Genomic DNA, 26666 nt, shown 5'->3' on the forward strand with positions numbered 1-26666 from the left:
GAAACCCGCGTCAAGGTTGTGAAGAACAAGGTGGCTTCGCCGTTCCGTCAGGCCGAGTTCCAGATTCTTTACGGCAAGGGCATCTACCTCAACGGCGAGATGATCGACCTGGGCGTGCTGCACGGTTTCGTCGAGAAGTCTGGCGCCTGGTACGCGTACGAAGGCACCAAGATCGGTCAGGGCAAGGCTAACTCGGCCAAGTTCCTGGCGGACAACCCGGAAATCGCGAAAAAGCTCGAGAAGCAACTGCGTGACAAGCTGCTGACCCCAGCGGCTGACACCAAGGCTTCGCCGGTCAAAGAGACCGAAGACGACCTGGTCGACGCTGATATCTGATCGCAACGATGAGCACCGTCGTACTCGAAACCCTCGTCGCGGTGCGGCGAACCGCCATGGATCTGCTCGCACGTCGCGAGCACGGTCGAGTCGAGCTGACGCGCAAACTGCGTCAACGCGGCGCTGAGGCGGAGATGATCGAAACAGCCCTCGACCGTTTGACGGAAGAGGGACTGCTTTCCGAAGCCCGTTACCTTGAAAGCTTTGTTTCCTACCGTGCCCGCTCCGGCTATGGCCCATTGCGGATTCGAGAAGAACTGAGCCAGCGCGGCTTGCAACGCGCCGATATCGAATTCGCCCTGCGCGAAAGCGGTATCAGTTGGCACGAGCAACTTCAGGAAACGTGGCAGCGCAAATTCTCCGGGCATTTGCCGATTGATGCGAAAGAACGGGCCAAGCAAGGCCGGTTCCTTGCGTATCGGGGCTTCTCGATGGAGATGATCAACCGCTTGTTCAGCGGTCGAGGGATGGACGATTAAGAAGACTCAATCAAAACGGCCCGCTATGGAAATAGCGGGCCGTTTTTTTTTGCCTTTAAATTGCCTTTGACGGCTCACGCGTACGTTGCGCTGCTTGCGATTTGGACTGCGCCCAGTTTTCCGGCAGGTTGATGTAGTCGATCAGTTCCCTCAAACGCCCTTGATTACGCGCATTGAAGGCGAAAGCCAGTCGCGCCAGATGGCTGTATTGCGCGTCATCATGTTCCTCGCCGCTGTAAGCGTGTTGATGGAATTGGTCGCTGAGGCACAAATCGGCAAACGCCTCCTGCATATGCTCAAGCGCTTGTTCGCTGAGCTTGTGATTCATGCGAATGACAAACTGTCGCTTGAGCCAGCGGCTGGAGTGGAAGTTGCTGTAGAACTGGTTGATCTGCTCCACCGCCTCTTCGACCGTGTACACCAGACGCATCAGTTTCATGTCGGTCGGCAGGATGTAATGGTTTTCCTCCAGTTGCTGGCGAATGAAATCCATCGCGCCTTGCCAGAATGTGCCGCCCGGCACATCCAGCAACACCACCGGCACCAGCGGACTTTTCCCGGTCTGAATCAACGTCAGCACTTCCAGCGCCTCATCCAGCGTACCGAACCCGCCCGGACACAGCACCAGTGCGTCGGCCTCTTTGACGAAGAACAATTTACGGGTGAAGAAGAAGTGGAACGGCAGCAAATTGCCGGTGCCGTCGACAGTCGGGTTCGCATGCTGTTCGAAGGGCAGGGTGATATTGAAGCCGAGGCTGTGATCGAGGCCGGCACCTTCGTGGGCGGCGGCCATGATGCCGCCACCGGCACCAGTGATGACCATCATGTCGGAGCGTGCCAATTGCGCGCCGAGTTCTCGGGCCAGCGCATACAGCGGATGTTCGACCGGTGTGCGTGCCGAGCCGAACACAGTGACTTTACGTCGGCCCTTGAATTGCTCCAGCACGCGAAACGCTTGCTCCAGTTCGCGCAGGGCTTGCAGGGTGATCTTGGCGTTCCAGCGGTTGTGGTCTTCCTGAGCCATGCGCAGCACGGTCAGGATCATGTCGCGGTAAATGGGAAGGTTCGGGCTGTTGGGGGAAACACGGCTGAGTTGTGCTTCGACCTGGCTGATGAGGTCGGGGCCGCTTTCCTGAAAATGACGACTCAACAGGTCATTCGGTTGGTAAGGCATTCAACGTCTCCTTCTGCACAGAGCGGGTGGCCCTGACGAGCGGCGTCGGGGCCGCGCTGCAAAAACACACACGATCGGCAGTTCCATTTCTGCCGTTAACAGATGACCGGGAATACTTTGAATTTAGACCCTTGCGTGCAATTGCGCTGACCCGATCATTGCGCCGCAATGTTCTGGCTGGCAACCGCTTGTTGATATTCAGGTATCGGCACACCGCTCGTCTGAACGTGCTACGCGCGCTAAACCCTCTGATTAACTAACTTACAGGCGCCGTACGACAGCGTTGCGGCAATAACCGTACGCAAGGTGCACGTTTTTGAAGGATTTGCGGGTAGCCAGGAGGCGGGACATGACCAGAGTGGTTCTGGAGATCGATGCACAGTTGTATCGAATGTTGAAAGCATCTGCCGAGACCCATCAGGTCAGTCTCGAAGAGGAATGCTGCCGGCGTTTGGCGGGTGGCGAGCATCCGTCGCAGTATCTTCAGGCCTTGCTGGCCGAATTGCGCGCCGAGGATGAACAGCGGCGCGCTAATTCGCGATGATTACTTCTTCTTCGCCGGGGCAGTTTTCGGGCAATCCGAATCCTGATAGCTGGCGGAGCCGATCGCCTTGTTGGTTTTCACTTCGGTGAAGTCGTAGCGCATGACCGCGCCTTTGGCCATCAGCTTGCGAAACGCCGGGTTGTTGCACACCGAAGCGCCCAGTTGAAAGTACACAGCCTTGGGATCAGCACGCATTTTCTGTGCATGACTGGCCTGCACGCTCAGGTGATTGATCAGCGTGGTGCCTTCAACGGTGAAACCCTGATCAAGAATGTCTTCACTGATGGCGCGTGGCGTGCCGACGCTGCTCTGGGCGGCGACGTTGCGCAGCTCGCGGTTCAGATTCTGCTCACTCAAGGATGCAGCCTGAGCGGTGAAGGACGACGCCAGCAGAATGGCAGCGGTGGGAACGATAAGGCGCAGCATGAAACTCTCCTGATTCGGTGACTGGTGGTTCGACCAGCCTCGGGGCTGTGCGTTCAGTGGCGCCGAATTATAGGGGAGCCGGTCGGGAGGGTACAGGCTTGCCCCCATTGCTCTGGTAAACTGCCGGCCTTTATTGCCCTGCCGAGTGCTGTTCGTGTCGAGTTTCCCTGTCTGCCGGCGTTGCCCGCGATGAACCATGCCCCCAATGCCGTCGCCCGTTTGCGTGACCAGCGCGAAGATGAAGGCATCAAGCCGATTCAGGCCCGTGGCTTTCGCTCCGAGCGTTGCCGCGATTGCCGGGTGATCATCAGCCATTGCCTGTGTGCGTGGCGACCAAGCGTCGACACGCGTTCAGGCGTGTGCCTGATCATGACCGGCAAGGAAGTGTTCAAGCCAAGCAACACCGGTTGGTTGATTGCCGACGTGGTGCGCGATAACCATGCGTTCATCTGGTCGCGCACCGAGCCCGATCCGCAGATGCTGGCGCTGCTCAACGACCCGCAATGGCAGCCGTATCTGGTGTTTCCCGGCGAATACGTCGAGCCGTCGCGGGTGACCAACACGGTCGCGCCCGATAGCAGCAAGCGCCCGCTGTTTATTCTGCTGGATGCGACGTGGACGGAAGCGCGAAAGATTTTCCGCAAGAGCCCGTATTTCGATCGCTTGCCGATCCTGAGCCTGCTGCCCGACAAACTCTCGCGCTATCGCCTGCGCCGTTCCACCCGCAGCGAGCACCTGTGCACCGCCGAAGTCGCGGCGCTGTGCCTGGAGCTGGCCGGCGACTCGGATGCCGCCTCGGCGCTGGACGCCTATTTCGATGTGTTCAGCCAGCATTACCTCGGCGCCAAGCAACAACTGGACATGAACGAATCCACCCCTGCGCACGCCGAGTTGCTGCCCTATATACGAAAGCCGCAGCCGGAGTTGGCGCAATAGTGGCCCATACTGTAGCTACCGGTGGCCTTGCTGCTTGACCACCCAGTCTTCGCTGGGCATGCTTGGCGCCGATTAGGGTGCGGCCAAGGTTTGAAACGCCGTCTTTGCTGGTTATTGGCGTTGAACGTGCCCCTGTGGATACCGCTTGCAAGCGGCATCTTGAGTTGCTTTGGCCAGACCCGACTGCATCGGGTCTGCCATCAAAAACAGGATCATTTGAAAAATGGCCACATACGACATCCTGATTGCCGATGATCACCCCCTGTTTCGTAGCGCCCTGCATCAAGCTGTGACGCTGGGCCTTGGCCCGGATGTGCGACTGGTGGAGGTGGCGAGCATCGCCGAACTGGAAGCGCGCCTGACCGAAAAATCTGACTGGGATCTGGTGCTGCTGGATCTGAACATGCCCGGCGCTTTCGGCTTTTCCGGGTTGGTCATGCTGCGTGGGCAGTATCCGCAGATTCCGGTGGTGATGGTTTCAGCTCAGGAAGAAGCCTCGGTGGTGGTCAAGTCCCGTGAATTCGGTGCCAGTGGCTTTATTCCCAAGTCCAGCGACCTCAGCGTGATTCAGCAAGCCGTGCGCAAAGTGCTTGATGGCGATGTGTTCTGGCCGCCGCAAGCGTTCGAAGCAGTCGCCGTCTCCGACGAAGCCAAAGCCGCCAGCGATGGCCTCGCCAGCCTGACGCCGCAGCAGTTCCGCGTGTTGACCATGGTCTGTGAAGGCCTGTTGAACAAGCAGATCGCCTATGAGTTGAGTGTGTCGGAAGCGACCATCAAGGCCCACGTCACGGCGATCTTCCGTAAGCTGAATGTGCGCACCCGCACGCAGGCTGCGTTGCTTCTGCAACAACTTGAGTCAATTCCGAGTCAATAAAGCCTGGCGCCTTCACGCTTTTTTGACTTTTGTTGATCTAGCTTTCTCACTCCTTTTTGGTTGGTCTCAACGTTATGTCACCTTTCAAGGGCCAGACCGGCCTGAAACGCATCCTTAATGCCTCCGGTTACTCGCTGGACGGTCTGCGCGCAGCCTTCACCGGTGAAGCGGCGTTCCGCCAACTGGTGTTGCTCAACGTGATCCTGATTCCGGTGACGTTCTTTCTGAATGTCAGCCGTGTCGAGCAGGCACTGTTGATCGCGGTGTGCCTGCTGGCGCTGATCGTCGAGCTGCTGAATTCGGCGGTCGAAGCGGCCATCGACCGCATCTCGCTGGAACTGCACCCACTGTCGAAGAACGCCAAGGACATGGGCAGCGCCGCGCAATTCGTCGCGCTGAGCATGATCGGTCTGGTGTGGGCAGTGATTCTGCTTTAAGCGATCGTTGGCAAGACGATCTCGTCGCTGCGCTGAACCCCGGCGGTGAAAGCGCGGCACAGTTCCAGAAACTCGCGCATCGCCGAGGTCTGGTATTTCTGTTTGTGCCAGATGAAGTAGAACTGCCGCGCCAGATCCAGATCCGGCGTTTCCACCGGCACCAGACTGCCGCGTCGGAACGCATCACGCAGCGCCAGTCGCGAGATGCAGCCAATCCCCAGCCCCGATTCCACCGCGCGTTTGATCGCTTCGGTGTGTTCCAGCTCCAGACGGATATTCAGCGCGCTGCGATGATGACGCATGGCCTGATCGAAGGTCAGCCGCGTGCCGGAGCCTTGTTCGCGCAGAATCCACGCCTCGTGCGTCAGCTCTTCCATCGTCGCAGTGCCGCGTTTGGCCAAGGGATGCTGCGGCGCGCAAAACACCACCAGCTCATCCTCAACCCAACTCTGCACTTCGATGTCCGGGTGGCTGCAATCGCCTTCGATTAGACCCAGATCAATTTCGTAGTGGGCAACTTGTTGCACGATATTGGCAGTGTTCTGCACGTGCAGCTTCACCTGACTTTCCGGGTGGCGCTGCATGAAACTGCCGATCAACAGGGTCGCCAGGTAATTGCCGATGGTCAGCGTGGCGCCCACCGACAGCGAGCCGAAACCGGATTTGCCGTTGAGCAGGTCTTCGATTTCCTTGGCCTGATCGAGCAGGGCCACCGCCTGTGGCAGCAGCTGTTTGCCGAGGGCGTTAAGGCTCAGCCGTTTACCGGCGCGGTCGAACAGCTGGCAGCTGGACTGGCGCTCTAGCTCGGTGATCGAAGTGCTGGCAGCCGACTGCGAGAGGTTGAGCAGACCCGCAGCACGGGATACGCTTTCCTGCTGGGCGACGGCGACGAAGACTTGCAGTTGACGGAGAGTAAATCGCATATCGATATAACCGATAACCCTTATCTTAATAATCCAGTTAACAGATATTGTCGTCGCTATTAGAATGCGATGCAATTGCGCACCGTCGCCTTCAAAAGCCAGCGCAGACCCAATCTCCAGGAGTCAAACGTACATGAGCAACATGAACCACGAGCGTGTCCTCAGTGTTCATCACTGGAACGACACTCTGTTCAGCTTCAAGTGCACCCGCGATCCGGGCCTGCGCTTCGAGAACGGTCAGTTCGTGATGATCGGCCTGCAACAGCCTAACGGCCGCCCGCTTATGCGCGCTTACTCGATCGCCAGCCCGAACTGGGAAGAGCATCTGGAGTTCTTCAGCATCAAGGTGCAGGACGGCCCGCTGACTTCGCAGCTGCAGCACTTGAAGGAAGGCGACGAGATCATCATCTCGAAGAAGCCTACCGGCACGCTGGTTCTCGACGACCTGAACCCGGGCAAACACTTGTATCTGCTGAGCACTGGCACCGGTCTTGCGCCGTTCATGAGCGTGATTCAGGATCCGGAAACCTACGAGCGCTTTGAAAAAGTGATCCTGGTTCACGGCGTACGCTACGTCAACGAAGTCGCCTACCGCGAATTCATCACCGAGCACCTGCCGCAGAACGAGTTCTTCGGCGAAGCGCTGCGTGACAAGCTGATCTACTACCCGACCGTGACCCGCGAGCCGTTCGAGAATCAGGGCCGTCTGACCGACCTGATGCGCAGCGGCAAGCTGTTCAGCGACATCGGCCTGCCACCGATCAACCCGCAGGACGACCGTGCAATGATCTGCGGCAGCCCGAGCATGCTCGACGAGACCAGCGAAGTGCTTGATAGCTTCGGCCTGAAGATCTCGGCGCGGATGCGCGAGCCGGGTGATTACCTGATCGAGCGTGCGTTCGTCGAGAAGTAAGCTGTTCAGGTGACGCAGAGCGTCAACGGATGCATTCCCACGCAGAGCGTGGGAACGATCAGCCCCCACTGCCTGCAAAGGCAATGGGGGCTTTTTTATGCCCGAAACATTTCCTTCATGCCTGCCACAATCCATGTAGGAGCTGCCGAAGGCTGCGATCTTTTGATCTTGCTTTTAAGATCAAAATCAAAAGATCGCAGCCTTCGGCAGCTCCTACATTGACCGAGGTCTCAGGCTGCGGCAGGAATGACTTCGAGCACGCGAATCTGCTCAGGCGTCGGGTAATGCCAGCGTACGTCCAGATCCCAGAACTGCGCGCCGTATTCACGCTCTGGCACCGGGGTCTGATATGCCGGACGCGGATCCTGGGCCAGACACTGTTCAATCAACGCAACCAACGGCTCATCAAGGCGCTGAGCGTGTGTGTGCGCTTGTTTCAGCGCCGAGTCCGTCCACTGCACGTCAATCAGCTGCGGTGCAGCGCTGGCGATGCTGTTGGAGGCTTCGGGGATGATATCGGCATAGGGCACGTAGGGTTTGACGTCGAGAACCGGTGTGCCGTCGAGCAAGTCGATGCCGGAGATGAACAGGCGATTGGCTTCGACCTTGTCCAGTTTCACCACAGATTGGCCGATGCCGTTGGGTCGGTGAGTCGCGCGGGTGGCGAACACGCCCATGGACTTGTTGCCGCCCAAGCGGGGTGGGCGGACTTTCAGTCGTGGTTTATCTTCCAGTGCCTGATGAAACAGGAACAGCAACCAGACGTGACTGACCTGTTCCAGGCCTTGCACGGCGTCACCTTGATCGAACGGCGCCACCAGTTCCAGCACGCCACGGGCGGCGGGGGCCAATTGCGGCTGGCGCGGGATGGCGAATTTCTCCTTGAAGCAGGAGCGCACGAAGCCAATGGGGGAGACGCTGTAAGTCATGGTTTGCATTCGAAGCGGGGCAGGGTGGGCATGATAACCCGTCCCATCCCAAGTCTGGTGGTGACTGGGCGGACGCCATCGCGAGCAGGCTCACTCCTACAGGGTTGTGGGTGTACACAGAATTTGTGTTCGCTGGAAATCCCTGTAGGAGTGAGCCTGCTCGCGATAGCTTCACCGTCGACCTACAGGCTAAACCCACCATCCAGCGGAATGATATTCCCGGTCATATAGGCCCCGGCGGTACTCGCCAAACTGATCGCCAACGCCGCCATTTCTTCCTCACGCCCCCAACGCTTCATCGGGATCACCGCCGTGTCCTCAGCCAACGCCTTCTCATCATTGCCAATATGCTGAGTCATCTTGCTCGGAAACCTTCCCGGTGCGATCACATTGACATTGATGTGCTGGCTCACCAGCTCCCGCGCCAGAATTCGCGACAATTGGTGCAGGGCAGCCTTACTCGGCCCGTAGGCGTACGCCTGCTCCCCAAACGAAGAAATCCCCGCCACCGAACCAATATTGATAATCCGCGCCGGATTCGCCGCCGAGCCTGCCTTGCGCAACAGCGGTAGAAACTGCTGGATGCAGGTGAACACCGACGTCACGTTGAGCTGCATAACCTTCTCCCAGCCCTTGACCGGGTAACTCTCCAACGGCGCGCCCCATGTGGTGCCGGCATTGTTAACCAGAATATCCAGATGGGTGATTTGCTCGCCCAGACGCGCGGCCAGTTCCTGCACGCCTTCTTCAGTCGCCAAATTCGCTGCCATGCCGTAGCAAGCGCCCAAAGCGCTGAGTTCTTCCGCGGTTTGATGACAGGCTTCGGCGTCGCGCGAGCAGACATAGACGCGCGCGCCAGCCTCAACGAAGGCTTTGGCGATCATTTTGCCGATACCACGGGTGCCGCCGGTCACCAGAGCGGTGCGGCCTTGCAGGGAGAAATACGGGTGCATGGCGAGTCCTGAGTGCTAGGGATCAATACACCCTAGTCGTCAGCCGCGAAAAGCGGAGCCACTATTTTTGCAGGGAATGAACGGTCATGCATTGCGGTGGCGACCATCGATCGCCACCGCAGCGAGGATCAGGCCGGGCGAACGCGAAGGGTCAGACCCTTGAGGAAGTTGCGCAGCAACTGGTCGCCGCACGGGCGGTAGTTGGTGTGGCCAACCTTGCGGAACAACGCGCTCAGCTCAGGCTTGGACACCGGGAACTCGGCAGCCTTGAGGATCGCGTGCATGTCGTCTTCTTTCAATTCGAAGGCCACGCGCAGTTTTTTCAGGATGATGTTGTTGGTCACCGGCACTTCGATCGGCTGCGGCGGACGGCTTTCGTCCTTGCCACGCTTGAAGATCACCAGTCCGTCGAGGAAGTGCGCGATGACTTCGTCCGGGCAGCGCACGAAACCTTCTTCGTCTTCTTCTTTCTTGTCGAGCCAGGTCAGCACGTCAGCGAGTGCTACGTCCATGCCGCCGAGTTTGATGATTTCGACAACTTTCTTGTCACTGATGTCGAGCATGTAGCGCACGCTGCGCAATACGTCGTTATGAATCATGTGAGTAATCCTGATAAGCGTTGTGGGCAGCACGCGGGCGCGCTGCCGGAATGTGTGGCGGCAGTGGAAGTCTTAGAACTTCTCTTTGCCGGACAGGTAGCGCCATTGGCCGACCGGGACTTTGCCGATCGAGACGCCGCCGATGCGGATGCGGCGGATGCCGATGACCTTGAGGCCCACCGCTTCGCAGAACTGGGCGATGATCCCCGGCTGCGGGTTTTTCATGGCGAAGCGCAGGCGGTTTTCGTTCTGCCAGCTGGCCTTGACCGGCGGCAACTCCTTGCCCTTGTGCGTCAGGCCGTGCTGCAAGCGATTGAGGCCGTGGGCGACCATGTCACCTTCGACTTCGACCACGTATTCCTGCTCGATCTTCGCGGCGTCGGCGGTGAGCTTGCGCAGGATTTTCCAGTCCTGGGTGAACACCAGCAGCCCGCTGGCCTTGGCTTGCAGGTCGGCGCTGGCGGTCAGGCGCAGGAAGTGGCCGCGCAACGGGCGTTTGCCATAGCGGTGTTCTTCGCTGAGGGTGTCGATGCTCAGCGATTGCATGGCGCTTTCGACGTCCATGCCGGCCGGCGCGTTGAGCAGGATAGTCACCGGCTCCGGCGCGGTGGCCTGGGCGTCCTTGTCGAGCTCGACCTTCTGGTCGCCGACCTTGAACTGCGGTTCGTCGATGACTTCGCCGTCCACGGTGACCCAGCCGCCCTCGATGAACAGCTCGGCCTCCCGGCGGGAGCAACCGACCAGTTCAATGAGGCGTTTGGAGAGGCGAATCGGGTCAGTCATGACAGGGCCGTAACAAAAAAGGGGTGGGCATTGTACCTGTGTGGCGCCGGTTAAGCCCGGTTCCATTTACACGGTGCTCGCAATTCCCTGTGGGAGCTAGCCTGCTGGCGATTGCATCACCGCGGTGTATCTGGGTGACCGTGGCGCCTGCATCGCTAGCAGGCTAGCTCCCACAGGAGTTCTGTGGTGGGTCAGGCGTGGCTTGAGCGTTGCTGATTTTGCCGCAAACGCATATGCAGCAACGGATACGGCTGGCCCATGCCATCCACCTCCGAGCGGCCGATCACCTCAAAACCCTGCTTGAAGTAAAACCCCAGTGCCTGCGGGTTCTGTTCGTTGACGTCCAGTTCATCGGCGTTCAAATGCTGCATCGCGTAGTTGAGCAGCTTCTTGCCCAAACCTTGACCGCGAAAATCGGGATCAATGAACAGCATCTCAATCTTGCCCGCCGCGACCCCGGCAAACCCGGTGATGCGCTGGTCGGCGTCCTTGGTGCAGATCAGCATCACCGCATCCAGATAGCGGGTCAGCACCAAATTACGCAGTAGCTCGATATAGCTGTCCGGCAGAAAATCATGGGTGGCGCGAACCGAGGCCTCCCAGACCCGGGTCAGTTCCTGATAATCGCTGAGTTTCGGCGTGTGGATAACCGAGTGGTGACGCATGCCTGTTGGCCTCTTGTTCGTTCAAGGGAGTCCGTCCCCCGATAAACGATAGCCGTAAAAAAGCCCCGCATCTTGGAAAAAGAGCGGGGCTTTTTGTATTTGTTGCAGTGTCTGGCTGGATACTTCTGTTGCCAGCTAGATCTCTCCCCCTCACCCCAACCCTCTCCCCCAGAGGGGGCGAGGGGGAAGGGAGCTGATCTTCGTGCTGTTCAAAACCTGAGTTCGACTCGATATTTCAAGTCGCCGTAATTCGAAAGAACACCTCAATCAGTCCCCTCTCCCTCTGGGAGAGGGTTAGGGAAGGGAGCTGATCTTCGTGCTGTTCAAACCTGAGTTCGACTCGATATTTCAAGTCGCCGTAATTCGAAATAACACCTTGATCAGTCCCCCTCTCCCTTTGGGAGAGGGTTAGGGAAGGGAGCAGATCTTCGTGCTGTTCAAAATCTGAGTTCGACTCGATATTTCAAGTCGCCGTAATTCGAAAGAACATCTCGATCAGTCCCCTCTCCCTCTGGGAGAGGGCTAGGGTGAGGGGCTTTTGACCTTCAGATCAGATCTGCTCAGCCCACAGATCGTATTCGTCAGCGTCGGTGACTTTGCACCAGACCTTGTCGCCCGGCTTCAGATTGCTGCCGTTATCAATAAACACGTTGCCATCGATTTCCGGGGCATCGAAGAAGCAGCGGCCAACTGCGCCTTGCTCGTCGACTTCGTCCACCAGCACTTCGATTTCACGGCCGATGCGCATTTGCAGGCGTGCCGAGCTGATCGCTTGCTGGTGCGCCATGAAGCGATCCCAACGATCCTGCTTGACCTCGTCCGGAACGATCTCCAGATCCAGATCGTTGGCCGGAGCGCCTTCCACCGGCGAGTACTGGAAGCAGCCGACGCGGTCGAGCTGCGCTTCGGTCAGCCAGTTGAGCAGGTACTGGAAGTCTTCTTCGGTTTCGCCCGGGAAGCCGACGATGAAGGTCGAGCGGATGATCAGATCCGGGCAGATCTCGCGCCAGTTCTTGATCCGCGCCAGGGTCTTGTCTTAGAACGCCGGGCGTTTCATCGACTTCAACACTTTCGGGCTGGCGTGCTGGAACGGGATGTCCAGGTACGGCAGGATCTTGCCGGCGGCCATCAGCGGGATCAGCTCGTCAACGTGCGGGTACGGGTAAACGTAGTGCAGACGTACCCAGACACCCAAAGTGCTCAGCGCTTCACAGAGTTCGGTCATGCGGGTTTTCACCGGCGCGCCGTTCCAGAAACCAGTGCGGTATTTCACGTCAACGCCGTAAGCGCTGGTGTCTTGCGAAATAACCAGCAACTCTTTAACGCCGGATTTGACCAGACGTTGAGCTTCGTCGAGCACATCGCCGACCGGACGGCTGACCAATTTGCCGCGCATCGACGGGATGATGCAGAAAGAGCAGCTGTGGTTGCAGCCTTCGGAAATCTTCAGGTAAGCATAGTGACGCGGGGTCAGCTTGATGCCTTGCGGCGGCACCAGGTCGATCAGCGGGTTGTGATCTTTACGCGGTGGCACGACTTCGTGCACGGCGTTGACCACTTGCTCGTACTGCTGCGGACCGGTCACGGCCAGCACGCTCGGGTGCACGTTGCGGATGTTGCCTTCTTCCACGCCCATGCAGCCGGTGACGATCACCTTGCCGTTTTCCTTGATCGCTTCGCCGATCACTTCTAAAGATTCAGCCTTGGCCGAATCGATGAAACCGCAGGTGTTGACGACTACAACGTCGGCGTCCTGATAGGTGGACACCACGTCATAACCTTCCATGCGCAGCTGGGTCAGGATGCGCTCGGAGTCGACCAGTGCTTTCGGGCAACCCAGAGATACAAAGCCAACCTTTGGATTGGCCGGCGCAGGAGTGGTGGACATGTCTAACCTCGGTATTTTGTGACGCCGCTTGCGCAGTGCGGAAGCCGACGGATGGGCGCTTAGGGTGCGCCTCTGATCAAAAAGTGCGCAATTCTAGCGGCGAGAAGCGCACTTGACCAGCTTTATGCCGGGAAATACGACGAGTGCTGCGCTATGCTTCGCGCCGTTGGGCTTTACCAATTTTTTACAGTCAACAAATCGTCTGTAACAACAGGTAAATCAGCGCATCATGCTGCACGACAAAGCATAGTGCTTCATTGAAAAGAAGCCGGTTCCGGTAAGTCAGGAGTGTTGGATGGGTCAGGCAAGTAGTCATGCGGCAGGCGCCGAGGGTTCGGCAACCAAGCCGCTGAGTATGCTGGTCGCGGCGGTCGGGGTGGTTTACGGCGACATCGGCACGAGCCCGTTGTACACCCTTAAAGAAGTGTTTTCCGGCGGCTACGGTGTGCCCGTCAATCACGACGGCGTGCTGGGTATTCTGTCGTTGATCTTCTGGTCGCTGATCTGGGTGGTTTCGATCAAATACATGATGTTCGTGCTGCGCGCCGACAACCAGGGCGAGGGCGGCATCATGGCGCTCACCGCACTGGCACGGCGAGCGGCCGGGCATCGCAAGAAGCTGCGTTCATTATTGGTGGTCTGCGGACTGATCGGCGCTGCGCTGTTTTACGGCGACAGCATGATCACCCCGGCGATTTCGGTACTCTCGGCGATTGAAGGTCTGGGGTTGGCATTCGATGGCATCGACCATTGGGTGGTGCCGCTGTCGCTGGTCGTTCTGGTCGGGTTGTTCCTGATCCAGCGCCACGGTACCGCGCGGATCGGCATTTTGTTCGGGCCGATCATGGTCACCTGGTTCCTCGTCCTCGGCGCACTTGGTGTGTATGGCATCAGCCACACCCCAGAAGTGCTGCATGCAATGAACCCGATGTGGGCGGTGAATTTCTTCGTCGTTCATCCGGGCATGGGCGTGGCGATCCTCGGCGCTGTGGTGCTGGCGCTGACCGGTGCCGAAGCGCTGTACGCCGACATGGGTCACTTCGGTCGCAAACCGATTGCCCGCGCGTGGTTCATTCTGGTGTTGCCGGCGCTGGTGCTCAATTACTTCGGGCAGGGCGCTTTGTTGCTGGAAAACCCGGAAGCGGCGCGTAACCCGTTCTATCTGCTGGCGCCGAGCTGGGCGTTGATTCCGCTGGTCGGCCTGTCGACGCTGGCCACGGTGATTGCCTCGCAAGCGGTGATTTCCGGCGCGTTCTCCCTGACCCGTCAGGCGATTCAGCTCGGCTACATTCCGCGCATGTACATCCAGCACACCTCCAGCGCCGAGCAGGGCCAGATTTATATTGGCGCGGTGAACTGGGCGTTGATGGTTGGCGTGGTGTTGTTGGTACTCGGCTTCGAATCGTCTGGCGCACTGGCCTCTGCTTACGGCGTGGCGGTGACCGGCACGATGCTGATGACCACCATTCTGGTGTCGGCCGTGATGCTGTTGCTGTGGAAATGGCCACCAATCCTTGCCGTGCCGGTGTTGATCGGTTTCCTGCTGGTGGATGGTCTGTACTTCGCCGCCAACGTGCCGAAGATCGTGCAGGGCGGTGCCTTCCCGGTGATCGCCGGTATCGCGCTGTTCGTGCTGATGACCACCTGGAAACGCGGCAAGCAGTTGCTCGTCGATCGCCTCGACGAAGGCGCGCTGCCGCTGCCGATCTTCATCAGCAGCATCCGCGTACAACCACCGCATCGCGTGCAGGGCACTGCGGTGTTCCTCACCGCGCGCTCCGACGCCGTGCCTCATGCGTTGTTGCACAACCTGTTGCATAACCAGGTGCTGCATGAGCAGGTGGTGTTGCTGACGGTGGTTTACGAAGACATCCCGCGCGTACCGCCATCGCGACGTTTCGAGGTTGAAGCGCACGGGGAGGGCTTCTTCCGGGTGATCCTGCACTTCGGCTTCACCGATGAGCCGGACGTGCCGCAGGCGCTGAAGCTGTGTCATCTGGATGATCTGGACTTCAGCCCGATGCGCACCACCTACTTCCTCAGCCGCGAAACGGTGATTGCCTCGAAGCTGGAAGGCATGGCGCGTTGGCGTGAGGCGCTGTTTGCGTTCATGTTGAAGAATGCCAATGGGAACTTGCGGTTCTTCAATCTTCCGTTGAACCGGGTGATTGAGTTGGGGACGCAGGTGGAGATGTAACTTCGCGTTATAGAAAGAGCCCCCGTCAGCCTTGTGGTTGGCGGGGGCTTTTTTGTGGGCGGCAACTTCAGATCAAAAGATCGCAGCCTTCGGCAGCTCCTACAGGTTTCGCATTCCATGTAGGAGCTGCCGAAGGCTGCGATCTTTTGATCTTCAAACCTCTACAAGCTTTCAGCCATCTCTGCTTCAGACTCGGTCTTCGTACGCGCAGGTCGCGGGATCAGCGCTTGGATCACGTCATCAATCAAGGCTTTGCCCATCACCGTCAGGTAATGCGCGGCCCAGGCGTGGCGATCGGTGTCTCTGATAAAGGCCGCATCCTCGGCGAAGGATTTGGCGAGGGATAGCAGGTCTGAGGATTGAGACAAGGCATCGATGATCGGGATGCCGGAGCGGACGTTGAAGAACGCTTGATCCGAGTTGTAGAGGAAAGGGGTGAAGCCGATGGTTTTAAGATCAGATGGATTGTTCATGTTCAGTTCCCTTGATTTCGAGAGCTGCCGCATCCGATACCAAGCGAATGGGTGGCAGCTGTGCGCAGGTTGGTAAACCGGGGAATCAAGGAAACCGGCACGCCCGAAAGCGTCCCACGCACAGCTGCCATAACACAGGGGCTCGGGCGGGATAACGCCTGAGTCGTGTCGGGTGCGCTGTTGCGCCTTATTCCACCGGGTTACCAAGCCCGATCGCTGAATGGGTCAGCGACGTCCGGAGAGTATCCCTTCGAAAAACAGTGCAATAGAGCGGCACAGCGCCCCAACAAGAGTTTCGGAGTTTGCCTACAAGGTCAGTGGGCGTCATCTGATATTGCGAGACTGGAAGTAAACGATACTAAACGTCTGACACGAACCGACGTGTGCAAAGCATTCAGGTACGTACGACAGCATCAGCGGAACAATAAGCACAGGATGAATCGATGAACCTTCGGATCGAAAAGAAGGCCAGTGAACGATTGCTCATCTTTGATTTGGCCCAAGCAATCAGCCATGAAGATATGCGGGCAAGGTATGCAGCGATTAGTGATCGACCCAAGGGCTTGACGACCCGGCCTCGTCAGTGAGACAAGTGTCCACGTTTTATGGAATGTGGACACTTGAGGTTTTGAGCCAAATGAAGAGTCAAGACATTTTGCTTTTGTTCAAAATGGCCAGTCTCCACGCTCAGGAAGAGAATCTCTTGGGGGAGATGGAGGCCGAATCGAATTCGGACAGGGTCGAAGAGCTGCTCAGGCCTTATTTCGTCAGCCGAATGACCGCAGGGGCGAGTGTGGGGAAGCCATTGGTCACCTATTTCACTGATGGGGAAGACACAATCTTTCATCGCAGCGAATTCGACTCGCCTTTAGCTGATGGGCCAGGCTGGGAGGGATGGGCGGAACCAGCATCTGATCTACCGCTGACAAGTTGGAGTGATCGGTACTCCTTACGAGCGCTGTCTGCCTCTCTCGGACTGAGCAAAAGCGAAGTCTCAAATGCTCTCGCGCGATGTCGGGAATCCGGATTGCTCATCCATGACTACGACACCGGGCTTGCCAAAGTGCACCGCCGGGAACTGCTGAAGATTACCGAGCACGCACTGAAGTACTTCTTCCCGGTCAAGCCTGGCGCGATGGTTCGTGGCATACCCACGGGCTTTGCGGCGCCTGCGCTGTCCAAAAGTATCAAAAGTGCTGGTGGTTTGATTCCGGTCTGGCCGGATGCGCAGGGAACCGAGCGAGGTCAAGCGATCGAGCCGCTTTACAAAACAGTGCCGGAAGCGGTGAAAAAAGACCGGATCCTTTACCACTATCTGGCGCTCGCTGATGCAATCCGTCTGGGCGGTCCGCGTGAGTGTGGTGTGGCAATCAGTATTCTGAAGGCAGGGATGGGGCTGAAATAGCATGTCGTCAAACGCGGATCACAACTACGAACTCATTGAGTTCGTGGCTGAAGGCTTGGGCGAGGCGTTTCTCGCCGAAGTTGCCTTTGTTGGCGGTTGCACCACCGCCATGCTGGTTACAGATACAGCCGTGCTGGACGACATTCGTTTCACTGATGACGTTGATCTAGTGATCGAGTTGGCCGGTATCAGCGCCTGGAACCAACTCACCGAACGGCTGGCGGCCAAGGGATTCAAGATCACGGGTGAGGACGAGGTCAATTGTCGTTTTCGCTTCAATGACGTCGTCGTGGATGTCATGCCTTCCGACCCAGCAGTGCTCGGGTATGCCAACCGCTGGTTTGTCGAAGGGCTGGCGAGGGCGGATAAATTCACCTTGCCCAGCGGCACTGTCATCCAGATATTTCAGCCTACGTATTTTCTCGCGACGAAACTGGAAGCTTTCGCCGGTCGGGGAAATGGTGATCCTTATCACAAGGATGTCGAGGACATGATCATCTTGATCGATGGTCGGCCTGAGCTGTTGGAGGAGGTGAGCCAGGCTGCCAGCGACCTCAAGGCGTTCGTCACAGATGGAATCCACAAACTGATGGCGCTCGATGGGGTTGGCTACGTGATCGAAAGTTCAGGCTCGGTGCAGGCGAATCCAGGCAGAGGGCAGATTATTCACAGGCGTATGAAAGCGCTGGCCAGCTTATGAGATACCACTCCCGATCAATCACTGGGCAAGCCAGCAGGGCAAATAATGACTATGTCGGAGCGACCTGTGATGGTGACGGTGGGTTTTTTGTTGTCGCGGATGGCACTTCCAGGCGCGGCAGTGGACAGCTGGCTGAACGCTTCGTAAGCGGCATGTTGGCGGCTCATTCCACGCAGATGGAGCAGGGGAGCTATCTTGCAGAGCCCGCAGCTGTTGAGCGCTTATTGGATTCAATACTGTCGGATTTTCATGCGTCGTTGCCTGCTGATCAGACGGGAGCCATCTGTTACCTGATCGGCTTGGTAGCTCATGGCCGACTCACCGTTGCATACGAAGGTGACTGTTCTTGCGGGATTGTGACGCTGGCGGGAGCCATCGAGTGGATTACGCCACCTCACTGCAAGGCCAATTGGCGGCGCGACCGTTCGCACTGCGAGTTGGCGCAAGACCCTGCGCGAAATGCGGTAACACGATGCTTGAAGATCAATCGGATTCCGAACCCTGACTTTGTTTGGTGTGCACTGGAGGCTGTTGAGCGCTTGGTATTTGTCACTGACGGCTTTTGGGCGGACTTGACGCAAGCCCAGCAAAGCAGTTTGTTGGCGGCGCCGGATAGCGACTTTAGCGTTGGCGACGATGATGTCACGTGGATAGACGTTCAGCTTGGCCAGCGGGACTGACGAGTTGTCTGAGTCTGGCCCAATACCCCTGTGGGAGCGAGCCTGCTCGCGAAGGCGTAGTGTCAGTCGACGAATCTGTAAACTGACACTACGCCTTCGCGAGCAGGCTCACTCCCACAGGGGATTGGGATGATCCTCTGAATGTAAAAAGCCCCCGCCATCGTGAGATGGCGGGGGCTTTTTTAAGGACGCTTCAGATCACTCTTCCGCGACCTGGCTCGCCGTCTGACGCTTCTCGATCAAGTCCACCAAGCGCTTGGCCAGCGCCGGGTAGTTCTCGTCGAAGTGGTGACCGCCGGGCAGTTTCACTGCTTCACCGACTGCGGTCTTGTCGGTGCAACCACTTTCATCCGCCTCTTCTTCGCCATAGATGCAGATCACCTTCGCCGGTGGCAGCTTGGCCATTTCCGGGCCGGTGGCGGCTTCTTTGCCGGCGTTGCCCAACCAGCCTTCGACTTCGATTTCGAAGCTGCCGGTGCGGGCGAAGGCGAGCAGGATGATGGCGTCTACGCGTTGCTGCTCGGTGTCCGGCAGGCGGTTGTAGATCGCCGGCAGAACGTCTGCACCGAACGAATAACCGGTGAGGATGAAGCGCTTGGTGCCCCATTTCTGCCGGTAGTGCTGCATCAGTTCGCTCAGATCCAGTGCGCTTTGCTCCGGGCTCTTGTGCTGCCAGTAGTAGCGCAGGGTGTCGATGCCGACCACCGGGTAGCCGATCTTGGCCATTTCACCGGCGACGTCGCGGTCGAGGTCGCGCCAGCCGCCGTCACCGGAGAGGAACAGGGTGACAGTGTCTTTGGCCTGACCGGCCGGCACTTCAACCACCGGAATCGCCAGACCGCCGTTAGCCTTGTCGCCGCCAACAAGGATTTTGCGCAGTTCGTTGTTCAGCACTTGCGGCAGGTTGATGTCGTAGTCGCTGATGCTGGTTTCGGCGTTCGGTTGATCGCGCACGAAACCTGCGCTGGCGTCGTCCGGGTTGTCGTTCCACGCTGCCAGCCAGTGGCCGTGGGCAGCGGATTTCGGCAGCAGGTGCGTGCAGCCACCTTTTTCCAGTGCCAGGTCGACGGAAATGGCCTGGGCCTTGTCGTCTTTCTGTTCCGCCAGCCAGCGCCAGGCCAGCACCGCGCCAGGGCCGATGCCGCTGACCAGAGTGGCCGGGCCGTTCAGCTCGCGCAGACCGGTTTGCAGGGCGCGGCTTTGTTGCAGGCAGTCCTTGGGTAGAATCACCTGAACGATCTGCGCCGAGGCACTGCGGCTCAGGGTGGTCAGTTGATTGTCGGTCAACTTCTGGTCGCTATTGACCGCCACCAGCACCTGCGCCTTGGGCTTGGTGCCGGGGATGATGCGGGTCAACACGGTGCCGTCGGCTGCCGTAATGGGTTCGAGCGTCGGTTCCGGTGCCGGGCGTTTGAGGTACCAGTAACCGCCGCCGGCAATCACGGCCAGCACAATCAGTGCGGCCAGGATGTACTTCAGGGAGCGTTGAATCATCAGCGTTTCACCAATCCAGTCAAGCCGCCCGCGATCAGGGCAGCAGTGTCGGCCAGCGCCACCAACGGATCGAGTCCGGCGGGCACGGCCATATATCGGTGTTCACAGTCAGGCTGGAACTTGTCTTTGAAGCGGCGCAAGCCTTGGAAGTTGTACAGCTGCTCACCACGGCGGAAAACCATCGAGCCCAGACGCTGGGTCAGCGGTGCACCACGGCGGGGTTGCAACCCCGACAACGGCACCATGCCCAGGCTGAAACGCGCGTATCCGTGACTCTTATAATGTTGAATCAGGCCGACCATCATGAATTCCATGGTCAACTTCGGCGCGTCCGGGTGCGCGCGCATCAGGTCGAGACTGGCCAGATCATGGCTGAACGTCTCAAGCAGGTTGGCGAACGCCACCGGGCGGCCTTCGAAGCGAATTACCGCGATGCGGAAATGCTTCAGGTATTCGTCGCTGAAACGGCCGAGGGAGAAACCTTTCTCGCGCACGTTCTTGCCGGTCAGCCAGGCATCGGAAATCACTTTCAGCTCATCCATCGGCGCCTGACCCGGCTCGTGGATCTCCAGCGACAGACCGTCGCGGGTGCCACGGTTCCAGGTATAACGCAGATCTTTCATCTCTTTGCCCTTGGCTTCCAGGTCAAAGCGATGCAGATCGACGCGGGCTTCTTCGCCGAGCTTGATCGCGGTCAGGCCGATGTCCATGTAGTACGGCAGGTTCTCCGCGCGTACCTGATAGAACACCGGGCGCGCATGGTAGATGTCGCAGAGGTCGCGGAACTGCCAAATCATTTCTGCGCGTTGCTGGCCGGGGCCGATCGGGTCGTACAGCGCCACCAGGCTGCGGCCACGACGGGCGTACATCAGAAACGCCTCGTCGTTAGGGTGGAACAGCAACGCCTTGTCACCGGTCAGCGCGAGGCCGCCGTCGGGTTGCGAAGAGGCCATCAAAATCTTCGAGGCGCGCTCCAGCTCATCCGGCGTCGGCAAGTGAATGACCGGGCGCGCAGTGCGCAGCAGCCAGGTCAGGGCGATCACCAGCAACAACACCGCAGCGCCAAGCAGCGAACGCAGTCCGCGTGGGGCATCAGCGTCGAGGGTGAACTGCCACCACAGTTGATGGCTGTAAGGAACATCCTGATAGGCGAACAGCAGCAGCCAAGTCGATGCACCGAGGACGCACAGGCTGGCGACCAGATACAGCGGCGAGAAGGGCAGTTCGGTCAGTCGGCTCGGGCGGTAGAACGAGCGACGGAAAACCCCCAGCAACGCGGCGGTGAGGGTCATCAGCGTGGCTTCTTCCCAGTCGAAGCCTTTAAGCAGCGAGAGCAGGGCGCCCACCAACAACAGAATCGTGGTCAGCATCCACGCTGCCGACAGGCGACGGCGCAGGCCTTGGGCGAGCATCAGGCACAACACGCCAATCAGGCTGGCGCCGAAGTGCGAAGCGTCGACCAGACGATGTGGAATCAGAAAACCAATGTGCTCAAGACGCGTGTCGATCTCGGGCGTTGCGCCGGAAAACAGCAGCACCACGCCGGAGAGGAACACCAGCACCGCAAGGATCGGCGCGGCCAGACCCGAGGCGGCGCGCATCGTTTGCGATTGAAACAGGCGCTGACCTTCGTTGATCAGCAGCACTACGCAGGCCACCAGCAACGGCAGCACCACGTAGATCAGGCGATACAGCAGCAGGGCTGCGGCCAGCGGTGCGGCGCCGAGCTTGTCGGCAAACGCGGCCAGCAGAATCGCTTCGAACACGCCAACGCCGCCCGGCACATGGCTGAGCACGCCAGCGGCAAGGGCAAGCAGATACACCAAAAGGAACGCGCCAAACGGCGGCGCTTCGGGCAGCAGCAGATACAGCACGGTCGCGGCGGCAGCCACGTCGAGTGCGGTGATGATCAGTTGCAGAAAGGTCAGACGGCGACCCGGCAGGCGCAAGGTGCGGCGACCGACCCGAACCAGCAGGTTATCGCGCAACGGCTGCTCCGGCAGACGCCGACGATAGATGCCGATGGCCAATACCGCGCCAAGCAACAGGACGACAGCGGCAACTGTGCCGAGCAGACCTTCGGACAGGCCGAGTGCCGCAGAGGCAGCGGGCAGGTCGCTCAGCGTCGCCAGCGCAGCCAGTGGCGGCAGGGCGCAACCCAGCGACAGGCTGGCGAACAGAGTCATGTGCGCGACTTCCGCCGCCCCCAGACCATGCCGTGCATATAAACGATAGCGAACCGAGCCGCCGGACAGCAGCGACAGGCCAATGGCGTTGCCAATCGCAAACGCGGTGAACCCGCCCATCGCCAGAGTACGTGGCGGCAAGGTCACGCCGGCATAGCGGCTGGCCGACCATTCATAGCCCAGCAGAATAATGAAGCCGACCACCGTCGCACCGAAAGCGCCGAGCAGGGCGGGTTTCGGTACCTCGAGAATCGAGTCGTGCAGAGCGTCGAGATCAAGCTCGGCCAATAGATGGCGACAGGCAATCAGCGCAATGGCGAACAGCAGCAACGTAACGGCCAGACCAATTGGCTGACGGTATTTGCTCAAACGATCCAGCAAGCGCAAACGCTCTGGCTTGATCGGATGTTCCGCTGTGACGGTGTCTTGTGGATCAGACGAGTTGGCGCGCATCAATCACCTCTTGGATTGTGCGCGACAGGATGGAGGTATCCAGCCAAGTTACCAATCCCTGTAGAAAAAAATAATCACAAAATACTACGCCTCTCACCGGGTATCGGCGAGGGCAGTTCCTGGATTGCAGACGTCGTGCCTGCGACACAAGCATAGTCGCAAGTTGGCGAGTCTGAAGATCCCAAGCGTTCACTGCACAGTGACAGATCATTGTTGCGAAAGGACTTTTTCAACAGATACAAAAAAGGCCACTCTTTCGAGTAGCCTTTTTTGATGTTTGGTTGCGGGAGCCGGATTTGAACCGACGACCTTCGGGTTATGAGCCCGACGAGCTACCAGACTGCTCCATCCCGCGTCTGTGTGTCGGCATTCTACAGAGGATCGCGAGGGTGTCAACCTGCAATCTGGATAAAATCTGTTGAGGTTCAATCGGTTAGCGCTTTTTGCAGTGCCTGAAAAGGCGTGCAGGGCAGGTGGTACAAGGGTTTCAGCTCTATCGAAGGGCTTCTTTCGATTGAGAAAATAAATTCATCGGCCTTTTCCTACTCGTGGAAAAGAACATTCTTACCACTGGTGCTATATACAGGTGTCAGTGAGATACTGCCGATCCGGCTCGCCATGTTTCCTTTTCTGTCATGACTCAGCGAAAAATCATCCACGTCGACTGTGACTGTTTCTACGCCGCCATCGAGATGCGTGATGACCCGAACCTCGCCGGCAAGCCTCTGGCGGTAGGCGGTTCGGCTGATCGACGCGGTGTCATCGCCACCTGCAACTATGAGGCGCGGGCCTATGGCGTGCGCTCGGCGATGTCGTCGGGGCATGCCTTGAAGCTGTGCCCGGATCTGACCATCGTCAAACCGCGTATGGACGCGTATCGCGAAGCCTCGAAAGAAATTCATGTGATTTTCAGCGATTACACCGACCTGATCGAACCGCTGTCGCTGGACGAGGCTTATCTGGATGTCTCGGACAGTGCGCATTTCGGCGGCAGCGCCACGCGTATTGCTCAGGACATCCGCCGACGCGTCTCCAATCAGCTGCATATCACCGTGTCTGCCGGTGTGGCGCCGAACAAGTTTCTGGCGAAGATTGCCAGCGACTGGAAAAAACCCAATGGTTTGTTCGTGATCACCCCGGATCAGGTCGAGGACTTTGTCAGTGGTTTGCCGGTGAGCAAGCTGCACGGTGTCGGCAAGGTCACCGCCGACAAACTGGGCAGGCTCGGCATCGTCGACTGCTCGCAATTGCGCGAGTGGGACAAGTTGGCGCTGGTGCGCGAATTCGGCAGTTTCGGCGAGCGAATGTGGAGCCTGGCGCGTGGGATTGATGATCGTCTGGTGCACAACGACAGTCGGCGTCAGTCAATCAGCGTGGAAAATACCTACGACGTTGATCTGCCGGATCTGCGCAGTTGCCTCGACAAGTTGCCGGAGCTGCTGGAAACCCTGAAAACCCGCATGGCACGGATCGACAGCAGTTATCGACCGGGCAAACCGTTCGTCAAAGTGAAGTTTCATGACTTTACCCAGACCACGCTGGAACAGGCCGGGGCAGGGCGGGACTTGGGCAGTTATCAGCTGATGCTGACGCAGGCGTTCAATCGCGGCGGGAAACCGGTGCGGTTGTTGGGGGTTGGGGTGAGGCTGGAGGATTTGCGCGGTGGGTTTGAGCAGATGGAGTTGTTTGAGCGGTAGATTTGCGGTGAATGTCAGGGCCTCTTCGCGAGCAGGCTCGCTCCCACATTAGATTGCATTCCAATGTGGGAGCGAGCCTGCTCGCGAAGCTTTTAGCTTTGGCTTTTAATTCGGCCCCGGATCCGCCACCAGACGCCCCGCATCCTTGGTCAGCGACTTGAGAAACTCAGTCTGCAACTCAGGATCGTTACGCGTCAGTTCGATCAGGCTTTGTTCCAGTTCGCTGGCTTCTTCTTCCAGACCCAGTTCAGACAGGCGTTTGACCCGGTGTACCCACTGGCTCACTTCGTCGTCTTCCAGATCGTCGTAAATCAAGCCGTGCGCTTCGAGCAACTTGCCACGCAAGTGGCTGCTGATCGCCAGGGACGAGTCGGAATGCACGTCATCCTTGGCGTCCTCGACACTGATCTGCAGTTTGCCGACGTAATTGAGGTCATGCTCAGCGAATGGGCTGTCGAGCAGGTTCACACGCAGCACGCCGTTGCGGTCGGTGGTCATGTCGAAGGTCTGTTTGCCAGCCTTGACCTGTACCGGCCGCTCGCTCCACGGCAGGCTCGAATACTCCGTGCGCTTGTCGCGCTGGACTTCATCGATACCGGCCAGGTTCTGCTGCGCACGGCCGTTGGACTGCACGTTCATGAACGGGTTGAGCCCGGCAAAACCGTAACTCAGCCAATCCTTGGTCACGCTGTCCGGCAGATTGCCGAGGGCAAACACGTTGACCACGTTGGCGCCGACACCACCGACCACCGCCACCACGCCCAGCGGAATCTCGTAGACCTCGCGCCAAGGCTGGTAAGGCGTGTAGCGATCGTAGCGACGTGTCACTTCGAACTCGGTGACTTCAAAAGTCTTCTGTTCGTTGATCTTCACGCGTCGCTGCGGCAGCTCAAGCTCCTTAGGCTCACCGACATCAATCTGCAGGCTGTGGTCGAGCAACTTACGCTCGACCCGCTCTTCGTGCTCGCTGCGCTGTGACATGTGATTGGCACAGCCGCTGACCAGCAGGGCACCGCACAGGGCGGTGCCACCGAGGCCTAAGGTGTTTCGCTTGAACATGACGTCTCTATCTGGTTTCAGCGGCGGATACGGGCCTGAAGGAAGGACAGTACGTCGGCGACCGGCAGTGCTTGCGCTTCGCCTTCGGTACGACTCTTGTATTCCAGGTTACCTTCGGCGAGGCCGCGGTCACTGACCACGATCCGGTGAGGAATGCCGATCAGCTCCATGTCCGCGAACTTGATGCCCGGGCTGGTTTTCTTGTCGCGATCATCCAGCAGCACTTCGAAGCCGGCCGCCGTCAGTTCGGCGTACAGCTTGTCGGTGGCTTCGCGCACCTGCTCGGTTTCATAACGCAGCGGTACCAGGGCGATCTGGAACGGCGCAAGAGTGTCGCTCCAGATGATGCCGTTGGCGTCGTTGTTCTGCTCGATGGCCGCCGCCACCACGCGGGAAACGCCGATGCCGTAGCAACCCATTTCGAGGGTGACTGGCTTGCCGTTTTCGCCCAGCACTTCGCACTTCATCGCTTTGCTGTACTTGTTGCCCAGCTGGAAGATGTGCCCGACTTCGATGCCGCGTTTGATTTCCAGCGTGCCTTTGCCGTCCGGGCTTGGGTCGCCGGCGACCACGTTACGCAGGTCAGCCACGGTCGGAACCGGCAGATCACGCTCCCAGTTCACGCCGAAGTAGTGCTTGTCGTCGATGTTCGCGCCGATGCCGAAGTCGCTCATCAGTTCGACCGAACGGTCGATGATGATTGGCAGCGGCAGGTTCAGCGGGCCGAGCGAACCGGCGCCGGCGCCAATGGCGTCACGCAGTTCGGCATCGGTGGCCATGACCAGCGGGTTGGCCACGCCAGCTTGCTGGGCAGCCTTGATTTCGTTGAGTTCGTGGTCGCCACGAATCACCAGCGCGATCAGCTTGCCTTCTTCTTCGGCACGCACGATCAGGGTCTTGATGGTCTTTTCAATCGGCAGATTGAATTTTTCCACCAGCGCCGCGATGGTTTTGGTGTCAGGGGTATCGACCAGACGCAACTCTTCGGTCGCAGCAGCGCGCGAGGTTTCGCGTGGCACGGCTTCGGCTTTTTCGATGTTCGCTGCGTAGTCGGAACCGTTGCTGAAGACGATGTCGTCTTCGCCGGACTCGGCCAGTACGTGGAATTCGTGCGAACCAGCGCCACCGATCGAACCGTTGTCGGCTTCCACCGGACGGAATTTCAGACCCAGACGCGTGAAGATGTTGCAGTAGGCTTCATGCATGCGGTCGTAGGTAATCTGCAGCGATGCCTGATCCGCGTGGAAGGAGTACGAGTCCTTCATGATGAATTCGCGGCCACGCATCAAACCGAAGCGTGGACGGATCTCGTCACGGAATTTGGTCTGGATCTGGTACAGGTTGATTGGCAGCTGTTTGTAGCTGCTCAACTCGTTGCGCATCAGATCGGTAGACAACACTTCTTTACTCCAGACACAGCAGAAGACACGACCTTGGCGGTGTTTGATGAGCAGCAGCTCAGG

General features: G+C 58.7%; 24 protein-coding genes, 1 tRNA gene and 2 pseudogenes. 12 read left to right on the top strand and 15 right to left on the bottom strand.

Translation table 11 applies throughout. The annotated features are described in order from the left end of the window. Positions 1-336: pseudogene (locus tag ACIP1X_RS21370) on the top strand (DNA recombination/repair protein RecA); the annotation flags it as partial. Between the two features lie 8 nt (positions 337-344). Further along, positions 345-815, top strand: a complete 471-nt coding sequence (gene recX / locus ACIP1X_RS21375; protein WP_400754898.1) for a recombination regulator RecX — start codon at positions 345-347, stop codon at positions 813-815. A gap of 55 nt (positions 816-870) precedes the next feature. Here recX and ACIP1X_RS21380 read toward each other — a convergent pair whose 3' ends face one another. Next, positions 871-1989, bottom strand: coding sequence for a TIGR00730 family Rossman fold protein (locus tag ACIP1X_RS21380; RefSeq protein WP_400754900.1), 1119 nt, complete (start codon positions 1987-1989; stop codon positions 871-873). 349 nt (positions 1990-2338) lie between these two features. On the opposite strand from ACIP1X_RS21380, the gene ACIP1X_RS21385 reads away from it, so the two are divergent. Then, on the top strand, positions 2339-2533 hold the full coding sequence (locus tag ACIP1X_RS21385) for a hypothetical protein (protein ID WP_053117727.1): 195 nt from the start codon (positions 2339-2341) through the stop codon (positions 2531-2533). Here the strand turns inward: ACIP1X_RS21385 and ACIP1X_RS21390 are convergent, their stop codons facing one another. After that, positions 2534-2959: a PA3611 family quorum-sensing-regulated virulence factor gene (locus ACIP1X_RS21390; RefSeq protein WP_053117728.1), complete on the bottom strand. Its 426-nt coding sequence runs from the start codon at positions 2957-2959 to the stop codon at positions 2534-2536. Between the two features lie 189 nt (positions 2960-3148). Between ACIP1X_RS21390 and ACIP1X_RS21395 the strand changes: the two genes are divergently transcribed. The 3 genes from ACIP1X_RS21395 to ACIP1X_RS21405 all read left to right on the top strand — a co-directional run bounded on the left by ACIP1X_RS21395 (position 3149) and on the right by ACIP1X_RS21405 (position 5206). After that, positions 3149-3895 carry a tRNA-uridine aminocarboxypropyltransferase gene (locus tag ACIP1X_RS21395; protein ID WP_400754903.1) on the top strand — a complete coding sequence of 249 codons (747 nt, stop codon included), beginning with the start codon at positions 3149-3151 and terminating at the stop codon, positions 3893-3895. Between the two features lie 223 nt (positions 3896-4118). Next, positions 4119-4769, top strand: a complete 651-nt coding sequence (gene erdR, locus ACIP1X_RS21400; protein WP_053117733.1) for a response regulator transcription factor ErdR — start codon at positions 4119-4121, stop codon at positions 4767-4769. A 74-nt stretch (positions 4770-4843) separates the two neighbouring features. Further along, positions 4844-5206: a diacylglycerol kinase gene (locus ACIP1X_RS21405; protein ID WP_053117735.1), complete on the top strand. Its 363-nt coding sequence runs from the start codon at positions 4844-4846 to the stop codon at positions 5204-5206. Here the strand turns inward: ACIP1X_RS21405 and ACIP1X_RS21410 are convergent. After that, on the bottom strand, positions 5203-6129 hold the full coding sequence (locus tag ACIP1X_RS21410) for a LysR family transcriptional regulator (RefSeq protein WP_053117737.1): 927 nt from the start codon (positions 6127-6129) through the stop codon (positions 5203-5205). The two genes, ACIP1X_RS21405 and ACIP1X_RS21410, sit on opposite strands and share 4 nt — an antisense overlap. Positions 6130-6262: 133 nt before the next feature. On the opposite strand from ACIP1X_RS21410, the gene fpr reads away from it, so the two are divergent. Next, positions 6263-7042: a ferredoxin-NADP reductase gene (gene fpr, locus ACIP1X_RS21415; protein WP_007908723.1), complete on the top strand. Its 780-nt coding sequence runs from the start codon at positions 6263-6265 to the stop codon at positions 7040-7042. Positions 7043-7272: 230 nt separating this feature from the next. On the opposite strand, the gene tsaA is transcribed toward fpr, so the two are convergent. The 6 genes and pseudogenes from tsaA to rimO form a co-directional block, all read right to left on the bottom strand. Continuing rightward, complete coding sequence (gene tsaA, locus ACIP1X_RS21420) at positions 7273-7971, bottom strand: tRNA (N6-threonylcarbamoyladenosine(37)-N6)-methyltransferase TrmO (RefSeq protein ID WP_400754906.1); 699 nt, start codon at positions 7969-7971, stop codon at positions 7273-7275. 182 nt (positions 7972-8153) lie between these two features. Then, on the bottom strand, positions 8154-8924 hold the full coding sequence (locus ACIP1X_RS21425) for an SDR family oxidoreductase (protein ID WP_400754909.1): 771 nt from the start codon (positions 8922-8924) through the stop codon (positions 8154-8156). 128 nt (positions 8925-9052) lie between these two features. Further along, positions 9053-9523 carry a DUF1456 family protein gene (locus ACIP1X_RS21430; protein ID WP_053117744.1) on the bottom strand — a complete coding sequence of 157 codons (471 nt, stop codon included), beginning with the start codon at positions 9521-9523 and terminating at the stop codon, positions 9053-9055. Between the two features lie 72 nt (positions 9524-9595). After that, entirely contained in the window at positions 9596-10306 is a 711-nt protein-coding gene (locus ACIP1X_RS21435; protein ID WP_159813160.1) for an rRNA pseudouridine synthase, read from the bottom strand. A gap of 191 nt (positions 10307-10497) precedes the next feature. Beyond that, a complete protein-coding gene (locus tag ACIP1X_RS21440) occupies positions 10498-10971 on the bottom strand; it encodes a GNAT family N-acetyltransferase (protein WP_212549566.1) in 474 nt (157 codons plus the stop codon). A gap of 550 nt (positions 10972-11521) precedes the next feature. Further along, positions 11522-12859 (bottom strand): annotated as a pseudogene (gene rimO, locus ACIP1X_RS21445) (30S ribosomal protein S12 methylthiotransferase RimO). 355 nt (positions 12860-13214) lie between these two features. Here rimO and ACIP1X_RS21450 point away from each other — a divergent pair. Beyond that, a complete protein-coding gene (locus ACIP1X_RS21450; RefSeq protein WP_400754929.1) occupies positions 13215-15056 on the top strand; it encodes a potassium transporter Kup in 1842 nt (613 codons plus the stop codon). Positions 15057-15217: 161 nt separating this feature from the next. Here the strand turns inward: ACIP1X_RS21450 and ACIP1X_RS21455 are convergent, their stop codons facing one another. After that, entirely contained in the window at positions 15218-15529 is a 312-nt protein-coding gene (locus ACIP1X_RS21455; RefSeq protein ID WP_400754912.1) for a DUF3077 domain-containing protein, read from the bottom strand. Positions 15530-16166: 637 nt separating this feature from the next. Between ACIP1X_RS21455 and ACIP1X_RS21460 the strand changes: the two genes are divergently transcribed. Genes ACIP1X_RS21460 through ACIP1X_RS21470 form a run of 3 tightly spaced genes read left to right on the top strand, consistent with a single transcriptional unit; the run spans position 16167 to position 18314 of the window. Continuing rightward, positions 16167-16934, top strand: coding sequence for a MarR family transcriptional regulator (locus ACIP1X_RS21460; RefSeq protein WP_400754914.1), 768 nt, complete (start codon positions 16167-16169; stop codon positions 16932-16934). A gap of 1 nt (position 16935) precedes the next feature. After that, on the top strand, positions 16936-17634 hold the full coding sequence (locus ACIP1X_RS21465; protein WP_400754917.1) for a hypothetical protein: 699 nt from the start codon (positions 16936-16938) through the stop codon (positions 17632-17634). Beyond that, complete coding sequence (locus tag ACIP1X_RS21470; RefSeq protein WP_400754920.1) at positions 17631-18314, top strand: serine/threonine protein phosphatase; 684 nt, start codon at positions 17631-17633, stop codon at positions 18312-18314. Before ACIP1X_RS21465 ends, ACIP1X_RS21470 begins: the two co-directional genes overlap by 4 nt. A 198-nt stretch (positions 18315-18512) precedes the next feature. Here ACIP1X_RS21470 and ACIP1X_RS21475 read toward each other — a convergent pair whose 3' ends face one another. From ACIP1X_RS21475 to ACIP1X_RS21485, 3 genes are all read right to left on the bottom strand, one after another. After that, complete coding sequence (locus tag ACIP1X_RS21475) at positions 18513-19808, bottom strand: virulence factor family protein (RefSeq protein WP_400754923.1); 1296 nt, start codon at positions 19806-19808, stop codon at positions 18513-18515. Next, on the bottom strand, positions 19808-22447 hold the full coding sequence (gene mprF / locus ACIP1X_RS21480) for a bifunctional lysylphosphatidylglycerol flippase/synthetase MprF (protein WP_400754925.1): 2640 nt from the start codon (positions 22445-22447) through the stop codon (positions 19808-19810). Before mprF ends, ACIP1X_RS21475 begins: the two co-directional genes overlap by 1 nt. Positions 22448-22725: 278 nt before the next feature. Then, a tRNA-Met gene (locus ACIP1X_RS21485) sits at positions 22726-22802 on the bottom strand. Between the two features lie 280 nt (positions 22803-23082). Here ACIP1X_RS21485 and dinB point away from each other — a divergent pair. After that, the gene (gene dinB, locus ACIP1X_RS21490) at positions 23083-24144 is read left to right on the top strand and encodes a DNA polymerase IV (RefSeq protein WP_053117758.1); all 1062 of its coding nucleotides are present in this window, start codon (positions 23083-23085) and stop codon (positions 24142-24144) included. Between the two features lie 105 nt (positions 24145-24249). On the opposite strand, the gene ACIP1X_RS21495 is transcribed toward dinB, so the two are convergent. Both ACIP1X_RS21495 and ACIP1X_RS21500 read right to left on the bottom strand, forming a co-directional pair. Continuing rightward, the gene (locus ACIP1X_RS21495; RefSeq protein ID WP_008083883.1) at positions 24250-25203 is read right to left on the bottom strand and encodes a hypothetical protein; all 954 of its coding nucleotides are present in this window, start codon (positions 25201-25203) and stop codon (positions 24250-24252) included. A 17-nt stretch (positions 25204-25220) separates the two neighbouring features. After that, positions 25221-26666, bottom strand: a 1446-nt coding sequence (locus ACIP1X_RS21500; RefSeq protein WP_400754927.1) for a proline--tRNA ligase, incomplete at its 5' end; no start/stop codon positions are given.

The sequence above is a fragment of the Pseudomonas sp. NPDC088885 genome, assembly GCF_044750025.1.
Taxonomy (GTDB): Bacteria; Pseudomonadota; Gammaproteobacteria; order Pseudomonadales; family Pseudomonadaceae; genus Aquipseudomonas; species Aquipseudomonas rustica.

What these genes read in the sequence shown, in the direction of transcription:
- ACIP1X_RS21440 (WP_212549566.1), bottom strand. Translation starts at nt 10,971, where the DNA reads ATGCGTCACCACTCGGTTATCCACACGCCGAAACTCAGCGATTATCAG.
- ACIP1X_RS21405 (WP_053117735.1), top strand. Translation starts at nt 4,844, where the DNA reads ATGTCACCTTTCAAGGGCCAGACCGGCCTGAAACGCATCCTTAATGCC.
- ACIP1X_RS21385 (WP_053117727.1), top strand. Translation starts at nt 2,339, where the DNA reads ATGACCAGAGTGGTTCTGGAGATCGATGCACAGTTGTATCGAATGTTG.
- ACIP1X_RS21435 (WP_159813160.1), bottom strand. Translation starts at nt 10,306, where the DNA reads ATGACTGACCCGATTCGCCTCTCCAAACGCCTCATTGAACTGGTCGGT.
- ACIP1X_RS21495 (WP_008083883.1), bottom strand. Translation starts at nt 25,203, where the DNA reads ATGTTCAAGCGAAACACCTTAGGCCTCGGTGGCACCGCCCTGTGCGGT.
- recX (WP_400754898.1), top strand. Translation starts at nt 345, where the DNA reads ATGAGCACCGTCGTACTCGAAACCCTCGTCGCGGTGCGGCGAACCGCC.
- erdR (WP_053117733.1), top strand. Translation starts at nt 4,119, where the DNA reads ATGGCCACATACGACATCCTGATTGCCGATGATCACCCCCTGTTTCGT.
- dinB (WP_053117758.1), top strand. Translation starts at nt 23,083, where the DNA reads ATGACTCAGCGAAAAATCATCCACGTCGACTGTGACTGTTTCTACGCC.
- ACIP1X_RS21380 (WP_400754900.1), bottom strand. Translation starts at nt 1,989, where the DNA reads ATGCCTTACCAACCGAATGACCTGTTGAGTCGTCATTTTCAGGAAAGC.
- ACIP1X_RS21395 (WP_400754903.1), top strand. Translation starts at nt 3,149, where the DNA reads ATGAACCATGCCCCCAATGCCGTCGCCCGTTTGCGTGACCAGCGCGAA.
- ACIP1X_RS21425 (WP_400754909.1), bottom strand. Translation starts at nt 8,924, where the DNA reads ATGCACCCGTATTTCTCCCTGCAAGGCCGCACCGCTCTGGTGACCGGC.
- ACIP1X_RS21455 (WP_400754912.1), bottom strand. Translation starts at nt 15,529, where the DNA reads ATGAACAATCCATCTGATCTTAAAACCATCGGCTTCACCCCTTTCCTC.
- ACIP1X_RS21450 (WP_400754929.1), top strand. Translation starts at nt 13,215, where the DNA reads ATGCTGGTCGCGGCGGTCGGGGTGGTTTACGGCGACATCGGCACGAGC.
- ACIP1X_RS21390 (WP_053117728.1), bottom strand. Translation starts at nt 2,959, where the DNA reads ATGCTGCGCCTTATCGTTCCCACCGCTGCCATTCTGCTGGCGTCGTCC.
- ACIP1X_RS21475 (WP_400754923.1), bottom strand. Translation starts at nt 19,808, where the DNA reads ATGATTCAACGCTCCCTGAAGTACATCCTGGCCGCACTGATTGTGCTG.
- ACIP1X_RS21410 (WP_053117737.1), bottom strand. Translation starts at nt 6,129, where the DNA reads ATGCGATTTACTCTCCGTCAACTGCAAGTCTTCGTCGCCGTCGCCCAG.
- ACIP1X_RS21430 (WP_053117744.1), bottom strand. Translation starts at nt 9,523, where the DNA reads ATGATTCATAACGACGTATTGCGCAGCGTGCGCTACATGCTCGACATC.
- tsaA (WP_400754906.1), bottom strand. Translation starts at nt 7,971, where the DNA reads ATGACTTACAGCGTCTCCCCCATTGGCTTCGTGCGCTCCTGCTTCAAG.
- ACIP1X_RS21470 (WP_400754920.1), top strand. Translation starts at nt 17,631, where the DNA reads ATGAGATACCACTCCCGATCAATCACTGGGCAAGCCAGCAGGGCAAAT.
- ACIP1X_RS21460 (WP_400754914.1), top strand. Translation starts at nt 16,167, where the DNA reads ATGAAGAGTCAAGACATTTTGCTTTTGTTCAAAATGGCCAGTCTCCAC.
- fpr (WP_007908723.1), top strand. Translation starts at nt 6,263, where the DNA reads ATGAGCAACATGAACCACGAGCGTGTCCTCAGTGTTCATCACTGGAAC.
- ACIP1X_RS21465 (WP_400754917.1), top strand. Translation starts at nt 16,936, where the DNA reads ATGTCGTCAAACGCGGATCACAACTACGAACTCATTGAGTTCGTGGCT.
- mprF (WP_400754925.1), bottom strand. Translation starts at nt 22,447, where the DNA reads ATGCGCGCCAACTCGTCTGATCCACAAGACACCGTCACAGCGGAACAT.